The sequence below is a fragment of the Citrobacter sp. CK199 genome, from assembly GCF_030333285.1.
Lineage (GTDB): Bacteria > Pseudomonadota > Gammaproteobacteria > Enterobacterales > Enterobacteriaceae > Citrobacter_B > Citrobacter_B koseri.
In genome coordinates this window covers 252410-265650 of record NZ_JAOWGF010000029.1, presented here as the reverse complement: position 1 = coordinate 265650, position 13241 = coordinate 252410, and the positions used below count along the sequence as shown (strand labels likewise).

Here is a 13241-nt window from a genome sequence, read left to right as displayed (position 1 = left end):
CGCTACGCTTATCCGGCCTACAGGCATCTTCAGCACATCCGGCACCACGGACGATAAAAGCCTCTGACGCACTCGCTAAGAGGCTTTTTATTGAATTATCCTCGCTTGCACTCCCCCTCCCCGCAGTGTTATTAACTGCATATGTTCCACGTTTCTGTCATGAGTTCGCTATGAGTGTCATTACCTCTGTCCCGGCAACGTTGCGTCGTATTACCGCTGACGATAACGCTGCTATCGCCCACGTCATCCGCCAGGTTTCCGCTGAATACGGCCTGACCGCTGATAAAGGCTATACGGTTGCCGATCCTAATCTGGATGAATTGTTCCAGGTTTACAGTCAGCCAGGCGCGGCCTATTGGGTCGTCGAGCAGAACGGTCAGGTGGTGGGCGGCGGCGGCGTGGCGGCGTTAGGCTGTAGCGAACCGGATATCTGCGAACTGCAAAAAATGTACTTTTTGCCGACGGTGCGCGGCCAGGGGCTGGCGAAGAAACTGGCGCTGATGGCGCTGGAGCACGCGCGTGAGCAGGGGTTTAAACGCTGCTACCTGGAAACCACCGCATCCTTACGCGAAGCAATTGGCCTGTATGAACATCTGGGATTTGAGCATATCAGCGAACCGCTGGGCTGCACCGGGCATGTTGACTGCGAAGTCCGCATGCTGAAAACGCTGTAAGTCACCCACAGGCCGGATAAGGCGACGCCATATCCGGCAATTTATGCAAACATTCTGCTTCTGAGTTAGTGGCGTACGCCGTCATCGTCTTCGTCGACGTAATCTTCATCGTCGCCGTCTTCACCCTCTTCACCGTTCGGATCTTCGAAGTACGTACCCCAGCCGTCATATTCCACGTCAAATTTCTCAGCCAGGTTCATCAGTTGTTCAACCTGAGCATCAATCAGATCGGCATTCAGCGCACATTCGCTGAGGATATCGCAGCAAATCACCGTATCGCCTTCTTCCACTTCCAGCTCTTCTGGCTCGGTCACTTCATAACCGAGTTTGAACGCTTCTACGGCTGCTTTTTCCAGCGTTTCGAAGTCGTCAGCGGAAAAGTGGTGCTCGATAGTGTACAGCGCATCTGGATCGCTGCCATCTTCAAGTAATTCTTCAATAATCAGCCGCGTCTCTTCACGCTGCTCTTCCAGTAGTTCCGGGTTTGCCATGGCTCGTTCCTCATAAATGTCCTGCCGATACTCTTATTGTCACACACCGCTGTCATTGCCTCCACCTTTCCAGGAAAGATTTGTTAAATGGGGTTGCAAATGCATAATCATCCATATAAATTGAATTTTAATTCAACAAATGGCCTTTGCCATGTGAGGGAACCATGTCTACGTTTTATCAGAAACATTTTTTGAAATTACTCGATTTCACCTCCGCTGAACTCACCGCTCTGCTGCAACTCGCCGCCAAACTGAAAGCCGACAAGAAAAACGGCGTAGAAGTCGCCAGACTGACCGGCAAAAACATCGCGCTCATCTTCGAAAAAGACTCGACCCGCACCCGATGCTCTTTCGAAGTTGCCGCATACGATCAGGGCGCTCGCGTAACGTACCTTGGGCCAAGCGGCAGCCAGATTGGGCATAAAGAGTCAATTAAAGACACCGCCCGCGTGCTGGGACGCATGTATGACGGTATTCAGTACCGCGGCCACGGCCAGGAAGTGGTCGAAACGCTGGCGGAATATGCAGGCGTTCCCGTGTGGAACGGGTTGACCAACGAGTTTCACCCCACGCAGCTGCTGGCGGATTTGCTGACCATGCAGGAACATCTGCCGGGCAAAGCCTTCAATGAGATGACCCTGGTTTACGCTGGCGATGCGCGTAACAACATGGGAAATTCCATGCTGGAAGCCGCCGCGCTGACAGGGCTGGATTTACGTCTGGTGGCTCCGCAGGCCTGCTGGCCGGAAGCGAGCCTGGTCGCAGAGTGCAAAGCGCTGGCACAAAAGAACGGCGGCGATATTACGCTGACTGAAGATATCGCAGCGGGCGTGAAAGGCGCGGACTTTATCTATACCGACGTATGGGTGTCGATGGGTGAAGCAAAAGAGAAATGGGCGGAGCGTATCGCACTGCTGCGTCAGTATCAGGTAAACAGCGCAATGATGGCGCAGACCGGTAATCCTCAGGTGAAGTTTCTGCACTGCCTGCCCGCATTCCACGATGATCAGACCACGCTTGGCAAGAAAATGGCCGAAGAGTTCGGTTTGCACGGCGGGATGGAAGTGACCGATGCGGTGTTTGAATCTCCGGCCAGCATCGTGTTTGACCAGGCGGAAAACCGGATGCACACCATCAAAGCGGTGATGGTGGCAACGCTGGCGAAATAACGATTACGTCTTATCCGGCCTACAGATCGTGTTCCCGTAGGCCGGGTAGGACGTTTTGCGTCGCCACCCGGCAATGCAACTTACTCGACCAGCAGCTTAACGACCGCTTTGCGTACCTGAGCTGGCGCCCCTACGGCGCACAGCGGCTTATGGACTTCCCCCGGGTAAAAGACCACAAAATCGCCTTCATTAAGGATCACCGTTTTCTCCTCTGCCCCTTCAGGCAAAAACGCGATGTCTTTATCCGCCAGCCAGTCAGTTTCCGGCGCGCCCGCAGGCTGGGTGCTGAAGGTCATTCCTTCCTGCCCCTTTAATACGATCTGAATATCGAGATAGCGCGCGTGATACTCCGCACGACGCTTTTCAAACGGCTCGGTCATGTCTTCCGAAACCAGATAAAACAGGCGATTGCCGTCGATATCATGCTTGCCTTTTGCCGTTTCATCCGTCACATGCGCTTTAATATGTTCAATGGCCTGACGCAGCACGTCCGGCAGCCAGGGTTGCAGATTGTGGATATTGCCAACGATCATCACAGACTCCTTAAATAAAACAACGTTTCATTTTTATGGTTATACGAAAAAAACCGCTGCCATACCACTTCTATTTCACGATGTTTTGCGTCAGCGCATGTTTATCGCTGAAGATGTTGTCCGACTGTTAATCGTCATCGAAGATTATGCATATCCTTTGCATAACTTTCCCCCTCCACTTTACAGTAAAAATCGTAATATGCTGTTATAAAAGGGTTTATCAGAAAAACACCTTGTTGATCACACTTCCTTTTCCCTGCATAACCTGCATTTATCACCATAGTTATTTTATGATTTACGTTAAGGTAAAAATAATAAAATAACCCTCCCGCATACCTATGCACAGACAAAAATAAAATATCATAAAATCAACAAGATAGAATTAAATAATAAATTTAGGTCATCTACAAATAATTAACAAAAAAGAATAACAAGACATTTTATTGCGTAGTAATTCAGTTATTACTCTCTTTATTTTTCAATTTCTCTGACCTCGCTCATATATTAAATAAGAAAAATTAAATATCCCTTCCGATGTGAAACACATCACATTATCAGACCGAATTAGAATCAATGATGATTTCCGAAAATTAGCTGAACAGTAATGACTGCAAACAATTTAATTATTTGCAGCCACCACTTCTTTATTCCTGAAAATTGAGTAAAAGGTATCGTGATGGAAAAACATTATGTCGGTTCTGAAATCGGTCAATTACGTAGTGTGATGTTACACCGCCCTAATCTCAGTCTGAAAAGACTGACGCCGTCAAATTGCCAGGAGCTGCTTTTTGATGACGTTCTGTCGGTGGAACGCGCAGGCGAAGAGCACGATATTTTCGCTAATACGTTACGCCAACAAGGCATAGAGGTGTTGCTGCTAACCGACCTGCTGACGCAAACACTGGATGTTATCGAAGCCAAAACCTGGCTGCTGGAAACACAAATCTCCGACTATCGCCTGGGCCCGACGTTCGCGGCGGATATTCGCGCCTGGCTGGCGGATATGCCGCATCGGGAATTAGCGCGCCATTTAAGCGGTGGGCTGACATATGGCGAAATCCCCGCCTCGATTAAAAATATGGTGGTTGATACACACGATATTAATGACTTTATTATGAAGCCATTACCCAATCACTTATTTACCCGCGATACCTCATGCTGGATATATAACGGCGTGTCGATCAACCCAATGGCAAAAACAGCGCGCCAGCGTGAAACCAATAACTTGCGGGCGATTTATCGCTGGCATCCACAATTTGCAGATGGCGAATTTATTAAATATTTCGGCGACGAAAACATTAATTACGACCATGCCACGTTAGAAGGCGGGGACGTGCTGGTTATTGGTCGCGGCGCCGTGCTGATTGGCATGTCTGAACGTACCACCCCGCAGGGGATCGAGTTCCTCGCCCAGTCGCTGTTTAAACATCGCCAGGCCGAGCGCGTCATCGCCGTTGAATTGCCAAAACACCGTTCCTGCATGCACCTCGATACCGTCATGACCCATATCGACATCGACACCTTCTCCGTCTACCCGGAAGTGGTTCGCCCGGACGTCCAGTGCTGGACCTTAACACCGGACGGGCGCGGCGGGCTGAAGCGTACCCAGGAAAGCACGCTGGTACACGCCATCGAAAAAGCCCTCGGCATTGATCAGGTGTGTTTGATCACCACTGGCGGCGATGCCTTCGAAGCCGAACGTGAGCAGTGGAATGACGCCAACAACGTTCTCACCCTGCGCCCCGGTGTGGTGGTCGGCTACGAGCGCAACATCTGGACCAACGAAAAATACGACAAAGCGGGCATCACCGTTCTGCCCATTCCTGGCGATGAACTGGGACGCGGACGCGGCGGCGCGCGCTGCATGAGCTGCCCGCTGGAACGCGACGGCATTTAAGGAAGCGATTATGGACAACAAACCCACTCTGGTTGTCGCACTGGGCGGCAATGCGCTGCTCAAACGCGGCGAACCGCTGGAAGCGGATATCCAGCGCAAAAACATCGATCTGGCGGCAAAAACCATCGCCCAACTGACGCAACAGTGGCGCGTGGTGCTGGTACACGGCAACGGCCCGCAGGTTGGCCTGCTGGCGTTGCAGAACAGCGCCTATGACCGCGTCACCCCCTACCCGCTCGATATTCTCGGCGCGGAAAGCCAGGGGATGATCGGCTACATGCTGCAACAGTCGCTGAAAAATCAGCTTCCGCAACGTGAAATCAGCGTCCTGCTTACTCAGGTGGAGGTGGACGCCGACGATCCGGCATTCCGCAACCCAACCAAATATATCGGCCCGGTTTATGACGGCGCCCAGGCCAACGCGCTACAGGCGGAAAAAGGCTGGATTTTCAAAGCCGACGGAAAAGCGTTTCGCCGCGTAGTGCCTTCGCCACAGCCCAAACGCATCGTTGAGAGCGACGCGATCCGCGCCCTGATCGCCCGCGACCATCTCGTGATCTGCAACGGCGGCGGCGGCGTGCCGGTAGTGGAAAAAGCCGATGGTTTTCATGGCATTGAAGCGGTGATCGACAAAGACCTCTCTGCCGCTCTGCTCGCCAGTCAAATCCACGCGGACGCGCTGCTGATCCTGACTGATGCCGACGCGGTGTACCTCGACTGGGGCAAGCCAACCCAACGCCCGCTGGCTCAGGTAACGCCGGAACTGCTCAGCGAAATGCAGTTCGATGCCGGTTCGATGGGGCCGAAAGTCACCGCCTGCGCCGAGTTTGTCAGCCACTGCCAGGGGATTGCCGGTATCGGTTCACTGGCCGACGGCCCGGCCATTCTCAGCGGTGACAAAGGCACTCTGATTCGACCCGAAACCGTCGATTACGACGCATAAGTCAATTTCTGCCGGATGGCGGCGGCACCTTATCCGGCCTACAGCACGCGCATAACCGTAGGCCTGACAAGCGCAGCGCCATCAGGTAATTCATTTTAACAAGGACACTGTAATGGCTACTTCACTGAAAAATCGCAACTTTCTTAAACTGCTCGACTTCACTCCGACGGAGATCCAGTACCTGATCGATCTGGCCATCGAGCTGAAAGCGGCAAAAAAAGCCGGACGCGAGAAGCAAACGCTGGTCGGTAAAAACATCGCGCTAATTTTCGAAAAAACCTCCACCCGCACCCGCTGCGCGTTTGAGGTCGGCGCATTCGATCAGGGCGCACAGGTGACCTATCTCGGGCCAAGCGGCTCGCAGATTGGGCATAAAGAATCCATGAAAGATACCGCCCGCGTGCTGGGCCGGATGTATGACGGCATTGAGTATCGCGGTTTTGGTCAGCAGATCGTTGAAGAACTGGGGCAGTACGCGGGCGTACCGGTGTGGAACGGCCTGACCGATGAATTTCACCCTACGCAGATCCTCGCCGACCTGATGACCATGCTGGAACATGCGCCGGGCAAAACGCTGCCTGAACTCAGCTTCGCTTACCTCGGCGACGCCCGCAATAACATGGGCAATTCGCTGATGGTCGGCGCGGCAAAAATGGGGATGGACATCCGCCTGGTCGCGCCGAAATCCTTCTGGCCGGACGACGCACTGGTGGCGCAGTGCCGCGACATCGCCAGCGTCACCGGCGCGCGCATTACGCTAACCGAGGACGTGGAGGAAGGCGTTTATGACGTAGATTTCCTCTATACCGATGTCTGGGTGTCGATGGGCGAACCAAAAGAGGCGTGGGCGGAGCGCGTCAGCCTGATGAAGCCCTACCAGATCAACCAGCAGGTCATCAACGCCACCGGCAACCCCAACGTGAAGTTTATGCACTGCCTGCCCGCCTTCCACAACGAGCACACCAAAGTGGGCCGCGAAATCGAGGCCGCCTATGGCCTGAAAGGACTGGAGGTGACGGAAGAGGTGTTCGAGTCAGCCCACTCCATCGTGTTTGACGAAGCGGAAAACCGTATGCACACCATTAAAGCGGTCATGGTGGCGACGCTCGGCGACTAACCCCTCCGGGCATGTGCCGCCTGACGACACATGCCCGTGTTATCTGGAGAGAACACCATGGGCAAATTTAAATTTCCCAGCGCGTATACCATCCTGTTTATTCTTATCGCACTGGTCGCTGTGATGACCTGGATTGTCCCGGCGGGCAAATACCAGATGGCGATGAACCCCACGTTGGGTAAAGAGGTTCCGGTCGCGGGCACCTATGCTCCTGCCGAGTCGCATCCGCAAGGGATTACCGCCGTACTGTTGGCCCCCATTGACGGCCTCTACAACCACGAAACCTATACCGCAGGCGCAATCGATGTGGCGCTGTTTGTACTAATCATCGGCGGCTTTCTCGGCGTGGTGAACAAAACCGGTGCAATCGATGCGGGTATTGAACGCGTCACGGTACGGCTCAACGGCAAAGAGGAGTGGATGATCCCCATACTGATGGGACTCTTTGCCGCAGGCGGGACGATTTACGGGATGGCGGAAGAGTCACTCCCCTTCTACACGCTGCTGGTTCCGGTGATGATGGCCGCTCGATTCGATCCGCTGGTCGCGGCCGCCACCGTGCTGCTCGGCGCAGGTATTGGCACACTCGGTTCGACCATCAACCCTTTTGCCACGGTGATTGCCGCCAACGCTGCCGGAATCCCGTTCACTCAGGGTATGCTGTTACGCATCATTCTGCTGGTCGTTGGCTATGTTATTTGCGTGGTCTGGGTGATGCGCTATGCCCGCAAAGTGCGCAGCAACCCGGAGTTATCTATCGTGGCGGATAAGATGGAGGAGAATCGCGCTCACTTTCTTGGCAACCGTTCCAGCACGCTGCTGGAGTTCACCGCAACCCGCAAATGGATCTTGCTGATTTTCGCCGCCGCCTTTGCCGTGATGATTTACGGCGTCGCGGTTCTCGGCTGGTGGATGGCGGAAATTTCCGGCGTTTTCCTGGCGTCCGCGATTATCGTCGGCGTTATCGCCCGGATGAGCGAAGAGGCGTTCACCAGTACGTTTATCGACGGCGCGCGGGATCTGCTTGGCGTAGCGCTGATTATCGGTATTGCACGCGGCATTGTGGTGGTGATGGATAATGGCATGATTACGCATACCATTTTGCACAGCGCGGAAAATCTGGTATCTGGCTTGTCCACCACCATTTTTATCAATGTCACTTACTGGCTGGAAGTATTGCTCTCATTCCTGGTGCCCTCTTCCTCTGGTCTGGCGGTGTTGACCATGCCGATCATGGCGCCGTTAGCGGACTTCGCCCATGTGCAACGGGATCTGGTGGTGACGGCGTATCAATCGGCGTCCGGGATTGTGAACCTGATTACGCCGACGTCGGCGGTCGTAATGGGAGGTCTGGCGATTGCGCGCGTGCCGTATGTGCGGTATCTGAAGTGGGTCGCGCCGCTGCTGCTGATCCTGACGCTACTGAATATGGCTGTTTTGAGCGTTGGCGCAATGCTGTAACTCCCGCCGGATGGCGCTTCGCTTATCCGGCCTACAAGTTACGCATTTCGTAGGCCGGATAAGGCGCTTTAGCGCCGCCATCCGGCAAACGAACGCAGCCAATACGCTTTCTTTTTTGACTGGCTTCTCACTTTCCTGCAAAACCGACCGGTTGATTCGTTATCAATGTGACAAACAGGATGAATTTCGCTAGTCCATTGATATCAATGACAAAGCAAGGTGCATATATGAAGGAATACAATGATTGCTCCGCCAAAGAACAGCAGCAACTGGCGGTATGTCAGCGCCTGATTACAGAAAAAAGTTACTTATCCCAGGAGGAAATACGTCGCGATCTGCAAAACCACGGCTTCGAAGGCATCAGCCAGTCGACCGTTTCACGTCTGTTGAAACTGCTCGGCGTCATAAAAATAAGAAATACAAAGGGACAAAAAATTTATTCCGTAAATCCGCAATTGCGCCCCGCTCCTGACGCTGCGCGATCGATATCCGAGATGGTGGTCAGCGTGGAACACAATAGCGAATTTATCCTTATCCACACGGTGGCCGGTTATGGCCGCGCCGTTGCCAGAATCCTGGATTATCACGCCCTGCCGGAAATTTTAGGTGTGATCGCGGGCAGCAGTATCGTCTGGGTCGCGCCACGGGTCGTACAGCGCACCGGGCTTGTTCACAAGCAAATTAATTATTTATTAAAAATGAATTCTTATTCATGAGAACCGTTTGCGATGAATAAAATGTGCATTAATCGCTTGATCCCATAACATAGCTGAGTATAATCGCGGACAATTTGCCGGGAGGAAGTATGGTTCAGTGTGTACGACATTCTGTCTTACCGCGTCTGAAAACAGACGCTGGACTGCCGTTTTTCTTCCCGTTGCTCACCTATTCCAGGCCCCTCATTGAGGGGCTTTTTTTTTGCCCAGGCGTCAGGAGATAAACATGGCTAACCCGCTATACCAAAAACACATCATTTCCATAAACGACCTCAGCCGCGATGACCTCAATCTGGTTCTGGCGACGGCGGCGAAATTAAAAGCCAATCCACAGCCGGAGCTGCTGAAGCATAAAGTGATCGCCAGCTGCTTCTTCGAGGCATCCACACGCACCCGCCTGTCGTTTGAAACCTCGATGCACCGCCTCGGCGCCAGCGTGGTGGGCTTCTCCGACAGCGCTAACACGTCGCTGGGCAAAAAAGGCGAGACGCTGGCGGATACCATCTCCGTTATCAGCACTTATGTGGACGCGATTGTGATGCGTCACCCACAGGAAGGCGCAGCGCGTCTGGCGACCGAGTTCTCCGGCAACGTGCCGGTACTGAACGCCGGCGACGGCGCAAACCAGCATCCGACCCAGACGCTGCTGGATCTGTTTACCATTCAGGAAACCCAGGGCCGCCTGGACAATCTGAACATCGCCATGGTCGGCGACCTGAAATATGGCCGAACCGTACACTCACTGACGCAGGCGCTGGCGAAGTTTGACGGCAACCGCTTCTACTTTATCGCGCCGGACGCGCTGGCGATGCCGCAATACATTCTGGATATGCTGGATGAGAAAGGCATTGCCTGGAGTCTGCACAGCGCCATCGAAGAGGTGATGGCGGAAGTGGATATTCTGTATATGACCCGCGTGCAGAAAGAGCGTCTGGACCCGTCCGAATACGCCAACGTCAAAGCGCAGTTTGTCCTGCGCGCCAGCGACCTGAACGGCGCGCGTGAAAACATGAAGGTTCTGCATCCGTTGCCGCGTATTGATGAGATCACCACCGACGTAGATAAAACGCCGCACGCCTGGTACTTCCAGCAGGCAGGAAACGGTATTTTCGCTCGCCAGGCGTTACTGGCACTGGTTCTGAATAGCGATCTGGCACTGTAAGGGGAAAAGAGATGACACACGACAATAAACTACAGGTTGAAGCGATCAAACGTGGCACCGTAATCGACCACATTCCCGCGCAGGTTGGCTTTAAGTTACTGACGCTGTTCAAACTGACCGAGACCGATCAGCGCATCACCATCGGCCTTAACCTGCCGTCCGGCGAGATGGGGCGTAAGGACCTGATTAAAATCGAGAACACTTTCCTGACCGAAGAACAGGTTAACCAGCTCTCCCTATACGCGCCGCAGGCAACGGTAAACCGCATCGACAACTATGATGTGGTGGGCAAATCGCGCCCGAGCCTGCCGGATCGCATCGACAACGTGCTGGTCTGCCCGAACAGCAACTGCATCAGTCATGCTGAGCCGGTTTCATCCAGTTTTGCAGTGAAAAAACGCACAGATGACATTGCGCTCAAATGTAAATACTGCGAAAAAGAGTTTTCGCATTATGTGGTGCTGGCCAACTAATTGAGGTTGGTAATGGGTATCCGGCTCCCTATAATGGCCTGTACCTAATTTACCGCTGTAATTCAGGAGAAATCATGAGCAAAACTATCGCGACGGAAAATGCACCCGCAGCTATCGGCCCATACGTTCAGGGCGTTGACCTGGGCAGCATGATCATCACTTCCGGTCAGATCCCGGTTGATCCAAAAACCGGCAGCGTACCGGATGACGTGTCCGCTCAGGCGCGCCAGTCGCTGGAAAACGTAAAAGCTATCGTCGAAGCCGCAGGCCTGAAAGTGGGCGACATCGTGAAAACAACCGTGTTCGTTAAAGACCTGAACGACTTCGCGACCGTGAATGCGACCTATGAAGCATTCTTCACCGAGCATAATGCGACCTTCCCGGCACGTTCATGCGTTGAAGTTGCGCGTCTGCCGAAAGACGTAAAAATCGAGATCGAAGCGATCGCTGTTCGCCGCTAAGTCTCCTTAAAAATATGTCTGCGCCGGATGGCGGCTTCGCCTTATCCGGCCTACGGAAAGTGCCGTTTGTAGGCCCGGTAAGCGCCAGCGCCACCGGGCATTTATCACATCACCCCAAACAGTTTCGGCAGGAACAGCGAGATCGCCGGAATATAGGTCACTAACATCAACACCAGGAAGAGTACCGCGTAGAACGGCAGCATCGCCTTCACCACCTGCTCTATTTTCTGCTTACTCACCGCACTGGCAACAAACAGCACCGATCCCACCGGCGGCGTAATCAGGCCGATCCCAAGATTCACCAGCATGATCATGCCGAAATGCACCGGATCAATACCCAATGCCGTAGTGACCGGCAGCAGAACAGGCGTCAGGATCAGGATCAGCGGCGCCATGTCCATCAGTGTCCCGATCAGCAGCAGCATAATGTTAATGCACATCAGGATGACGTACTTGTTATCTGAAATACTGGTGAACGCCTCGGTAATGCGCATCGGCAGCTGCATGTAGGTCATGATGGCGCCGAATGCGGCGGCGAACCCGATCAGGATCATCACAATGGTGACCGTTTTTACCGTGCGGTACATCAGCTTCGGCAGTTCAGACCATTTGTAGTCGCGGTAGATAAACATAGTGACGAAGAAGGCCCACAGACAGGCGATCGCCGCCGATTCCGTCGCGGTGAAGATGCCAGAGAGAATCCCGCCCATGATGATGACAACCGTCATCAGCCCCCACAGCGTATCGACAAAAATCTTCAACGCCTGGCGAAACGGCACCCGCTCGCCTTTCGGATAGCCGCGCTTATGGGCAAAACCGACGCACATCACCATCAGGGTAAAACTTAACAGCAGCCCCGGCAGAATGCCGGCGATAAACAGCGCGGCAATCGACACCGTACCGCCCGTCGCCAGCGAATAAATCACCGAGTTGTGGCTGGGCGGCGTCAGGATCGCCTGTACGGAGCCGCTGGCGGTGACCGCCGCCGCGAAGTCACGCGGATAGCCTTTTTTATCCATCTCCGGGATCATCACCGAGCCGATAGACGCCGTATCCGCGACGGACGAGCCGGAAATCGCGCCAAAAAAGGTAGACGCCACAATGTTCACCAGCGACAGCCCGCCGCGTATAAAGCCGACAAAGATGTAGGCGAAGTTCACCAGGCGACGCGCAATACCGCCCTCCGCCATAATCGCCCCCGCCAGAATAAAAAATGGGATCGCCAGCAGCGAAAATTTGTTCACGCCGCTGGTGAGCTGGATCATGACCGCTTCCAGGGGAATGTCGATATACCAGGCGCCAATGATCGCGCTAATGCCCACCGCGTATGCTACCGGCACCCCAATCGCCAGCATAATGCCGAGCGTAAAGACGAGAATAAATGCATCCATCTGCTTTCCTTTATGAAATGGGGTCGCGCATTAATGGGTTGAGCCCAGCATGACGACAGGACGTTGATACTGCGAACCACGGAAAATTTTCTCGATAATGAAAAGCAGCGTGATGGCAGAGCCGACAGGCAACGGCAGGTAGTTCTCTCCCGCTGATAACAGAGGAAATTCCGCCACCGGCTGTTCCCACAGGTCGTAGCACAGCAGGGAGCCGTACCAGAGGATAAACAGGCTGACGGCCATCAGCATCAGATCCGCCACGATAAAACAGATTCGTTGCGCGCCCTCGCTCAGGCGGTCGGTCACCATGCTGACGGCAATATGGGAACCCGCGCGATAGCTCACCGCGGCGCCAACAAAGGTGAATGTCACCATGCAAAGAATAGCGACCGGTTCCGGCCATGACAGCGCGCTGTTCATCACATAGCGCGCAAATATCCCGACGGGAATAACGGCCACCATAATCAACAGCGCCAATCCGGCAACCCACATTGAGATTCGGTAAAACAAATCCATTACCGACGAATAAAATTCACCCATGGTCGTCCCCTTGAATTAATCTTTAGGTTCAGGCGGATAAAGTCCTTACCCCGCCAGAGGTATTACTTCATATCCTGAATCCGTTTAATCAAATCCTGGCGATCTTTATAGGGTTCGCTGGCAGTTTAAAAAATGCCATGAATAGCGCTAACTGACAGGATAAAAGAGTGCCGGGCTTAACTTACAGTTATATATGACCTTTTACAGCGTAGC

The 13241-nt window shown here is 53.6% G+C and carries 16 protein-coding genes; 11 read left to right on the top strand and 5 right to left on the bottom strand.

The window, feature by feature from the left end:
* The first annotated feature begins 170 nt into the window (after positions 1 to 170).
* On the top strand, positions 171 to 674 hold the full coding sequence (locus OGX75_RS19605; protein ID WP_286451496.1) for a GNAT family N-acetyltransferase: 504 nt from the start codon (positions 171 to 173) through the stop codon (positions 672 to 674).
* A gap of 65 nt (positions 675 to 739) precedes the next feature.
* Here the strand turns inward: OGX75_RS19605 and rraB are convergent, their stop codons facing one another.
* On the bottom strand, positions 740 to 1165 hold the full coding sequence (rraB, locus tag OGX75_RS19600; RefSeq protein WP_047459344.1) for a ribonuclease E inhibitor RraB: 426 nt from the start codon (positions 1163 to 1165) through the stop codon (positions 740 to 742).
* Positions 1166 to 1329: 164 nt separating this feature from the next.
* Here rraB and argF (OGX75_RS19595) point away from each other — a divergent pair, with 164 nt between their 5' ends.
* Positions 1330 to 2334, top strand: coding sequence for an ornithine carbamoyltransferase (gene argF / locus OGX75_RS19595; RefSeq protein ID WP_012134329.1), 1005 nt, complete (start codon positions 1330 to 1332; stop codon positions 2332 to 2334).
* 80 nt (positions 2335 to 2414) lie between these two features.
* Here argF (OGX75_RS19595) and OGX75_RS19590 read toward each other — a convergent pair whose 3' ends face one another.
* The gene (locus OGX75_RS19590; protein WP_049010330.1) at positions 2415 to 2867 is read right to left on the bottom strand and encodes a YhcH/YjgK/YiaL family protein; all 453 of its coding nucleotides are present in this window, start codon (positions 2865 to 2867) and stop codon (positions 2415 to 2417) included.
* A gap of 676 nt (positions 2868 to 3543) precedes the next feature.
* Here OGX75_RS19590 and arcA point away from each other — a divergent pair.
* The 5 genes from arcA (at position 3544) to OGX75_RS19565 (ending at position 9001) form a co-directional block, all read left to right on the top strand.
* Positions 3544 to 4764: an arginine deiminase gene (gene arcA, locus OGX75_RS19585; protein ID WP_286451495.1), complete on the top strand. Its 1221-nt coding sequence runs from the start codon at positions 3544 to 3546 to the stop codon at positions 4762 to 4764.
* Positions 4765 to 4774: 10 nt separating this feature from the next.
* Positions 4775 to 5707 carry a carbamate kinase gene (arcC, locus tag OGX75_RS19580; protein ID WP_112001298.1) on the top strand — a complete coding sequence of 311 codons (933 nt, stop codon included), beginning with the start codon at positions 4775 to 4777 and terminating at the stop codon, positions 5705 to 5707.
* A gap of 112 nt (positions 5708 to 5819) precedes the next feature.
* The gene (gene argF, locus OGX75_RS19575) at positions 5820 to 6824 is read left to right on the top strand and encodes an ornithine carbamoyltransferase (RefSeq protein ID WP_012134335.1); all 1005 of its coding nucleotides are present in this window, start codon (positions 5820 to 5822) and stop codon (positions 6822 to 6824) included.
* Positions 6825 to 6881: 57 nt separating this feature from the next.
* Positions 6882 to 8285: a YfcC family protein gene (locus OGX75_RS19570; protein ID WP_024130766.1), complete on the top strand. Its 1404-nt coding sequence runs from the start codon at positions 6882 to 6884 to the stop codon at positions 8283 to 8285.
* Positions 8286 to 8512: 227 nt separating this feature from the next.
* Positions 8513 to 9001, top strand: a complete 489-nt coding sequence (locus tag OGX75_RS19565) for an arginine repressor (protein ID WP_024130767.1) — start codon at positions 8513 to 8515, stop codon at positions 8999 to 9001.
* Here the strand turns inward: OGX75_RS19565 and OGX75_RS19560 are convergent.
* A complete protein-coding gene (locus OGX75_RS19560) occupies positions 8992 to 9111 on the bottom strand; it encodes a hypothetical protein (protein ID WP_077956855.1) in 120 nt (39 codons plus the stop codon). The genes OGX75_RS19565 and OGX75_RS19560 overlap by 10 nt on opposite strands.
* Between OGX75_RS19560 and pyrL the strand changes: the two genes are divergently transcribed.
* The 4 genes from pyrL (at position 9091) to ridA (ending at position 11097) form a co-directional block, all read left to right on the top strand.
* Positions 9091 to 9225 carry a pyr operon leader peptide gene (gene pyrL / locus OGX75_RS19555; protein WP_024130768.1) on the top strand — a complete coding sequence of 45 codons (135 nt, stop codon included), beginning with the start codon at positions 9091 to 9093 and terminating at the stop codon, positions 9223 to 9225. The two genes, OGX75_RS19560 and pyrL, sit on opposite strands and share 21 nt — an antisense overlap.
* Positions 9226 to 9227: 2 nt before the next feature.
* Positions 9228 to 10163, top strand: coding sequence for an aspartate carbamoyltransferase (gene pyrB / locus OGX75_RS19550; RefSeq protein WP_012134340.1), 936 nt, complete (start codon positions 9228 to 9230; stop codon positions 10161 to 10163).
* An 11-nt stretch (positions 10164 to 10174) separates the two neighbouring features.
* Positions 10175 to 10636 (top strand): aspartate carbamoyltransferase regulatory subunit, encoded by a 462-nt coding sequence (gene pyrI, locus OGX75_RS19545; RefSeq protein WP_012134341.1) that lies wholly within the window; start codon positions 10175 to 10177, stop codon positions 10634 to 10636.
* Between the two features lie 74 nt (positions 10637 to 10710).
* Positions 10711 to 11097, top strand: coding sequence for a 2-iminobutanoate/2-iminopropanoate deaminase (gene ridA, locus OGX75_RS19540; protein ID WP_012134342.1), 387 nt, complete (start codon positions 10711 to 10713; stop codon positions 11095 to 11097).
* A 104-nt stretch (positions 11098 to 11201) separates the two neighbouring features.
* On the opposite strand, the gene OGX75_RS19535 is transcribed toward ridA, so the two are convergent.
* Complete coding sequence (locus OGX75_RS19535) at positions 11202 to 12488, bottom strand: TRAP transporter large permease (RefSeq protein WP_047459361.1); 1287 nt, start codon at positions 12486 to 12488, stop codon at positions 11202 to 11204.
* A gap of 30 nt (positions 12489 to 12518) precedes the next feature.
* The gene (locus OGX75_RS19530; RefSeq protein ID WP_012134344.1) at positions 12519 to 13028 is read right to left on the bottom strand and encodes a TRAP transporter small permease; all 510 of its coding nucleotides are present in this window, start codon (positions 13026 to 13028) and stop codon (positions 12519 to 12521) included.
* Positions 13029 to 13241 lie beyond the last annotated feature (213 nt).

Coding starts and splice junctions, on each gene's coding strand:
- argF (WP_012134329.1), top strand. CDS start 1,330: ATGTCTACGTTTTATCAGAAACATTTTTTGAAATTACTCGATTTCACC.
- pyrI (WP_012134341.1), top strand. CDS start 10,175: ATGACACACGACAATAAACTACAGGTTGAAGCGATCAAACGTGGCACC.
- OGX75_RS19560 (WP_077956855.1), bottom strand. CDS start 9,111: ATGTCGTACACACTGAACCATACTTCCTCCCGGCAAATTGTCCGCGAT.
- OGX75_RS19605 (WP_286451496.1), top strand. CDS start 171: ATGAGTGTCATTACCTCTGTCCCGGCAACGTTGCGTCGTATTACCGCT.
- pyrL (WP_024130768.1), top strand. CDS start 9,091: ATGGTTCAGTGTGTACGACATTCTGTCTTACCGCGTCTGAAAACAGAC.
- arcC (WP_112001298.1), top strand. CDS start 4,775: ATGGACAACAAACCCACTCTGGTTGTCGCACTGGGCGGCAATGCGCTG.
- OGX75_RS19570 (WP_024130766.1), top strand. CDS start 6,882: ATGGGCAAATTTAAATTTCCCAGCGCGTATACCATCCTGTTTATTCTT.
- rraB (WP_047459344.1), bottom strand. CDS start 1,165: ATGGCAAACCCGGAACTACTGGAAGAGCAGCGTGAAGAGACGCGGCTG.
- OGX75_RS19535 (WP_047459361.1), bottom strand. CDS start 12,488: ATGGATGCATTTATTCTCGTCTTTACGCTCGGCATTATGCTGGCGATT.
- argF (WP_012134335.1), top strand. CDS start 5,820: ATGGCTACTTCACTGAAAAATCGCAACTTTCTTAAACTGCTCGACTTC.
- arcA (WP_286451495.1), top strand. CDS start 3,544: ATGGAAAAACATTATGTCGGTTCTGAAATCGGTCAATTACGTAGTGTG.
- OGX75_RS19530 (WP_012134344.1), bottom strand. CDS start 13,028: ATGGGTGAATTTTATTCGTCGGTAATGGATTTGTTTTACCGAATCTCA.
- ridA (WP_012134342.1), top strand. CDS start 10,711: ATGAGCAAAACTATCGCGACGGAAAATGCACCCGCAGCTATCGGCCCA.
- pyrB (WP_012134340.1), top strand. CDS start 9,228: ATGGCTAACCCGCTATACCAAAAACACATCATTTCCATAAACGACCTC.
- OGX75_RS19565 (WP_024130767.1), top strand. CDS start 8,513: ATGAAGGAATACAATGATTGCTCCGCCAAAGAACAGCAGCAACTGGCG.
- OGX75_RS19590 (WP_049010330.1), bottom strand. CDS start 2,867: ATGATCGTTGGCAATATCCACAATCTGCAACCCTGGCTGCCGGACGTG.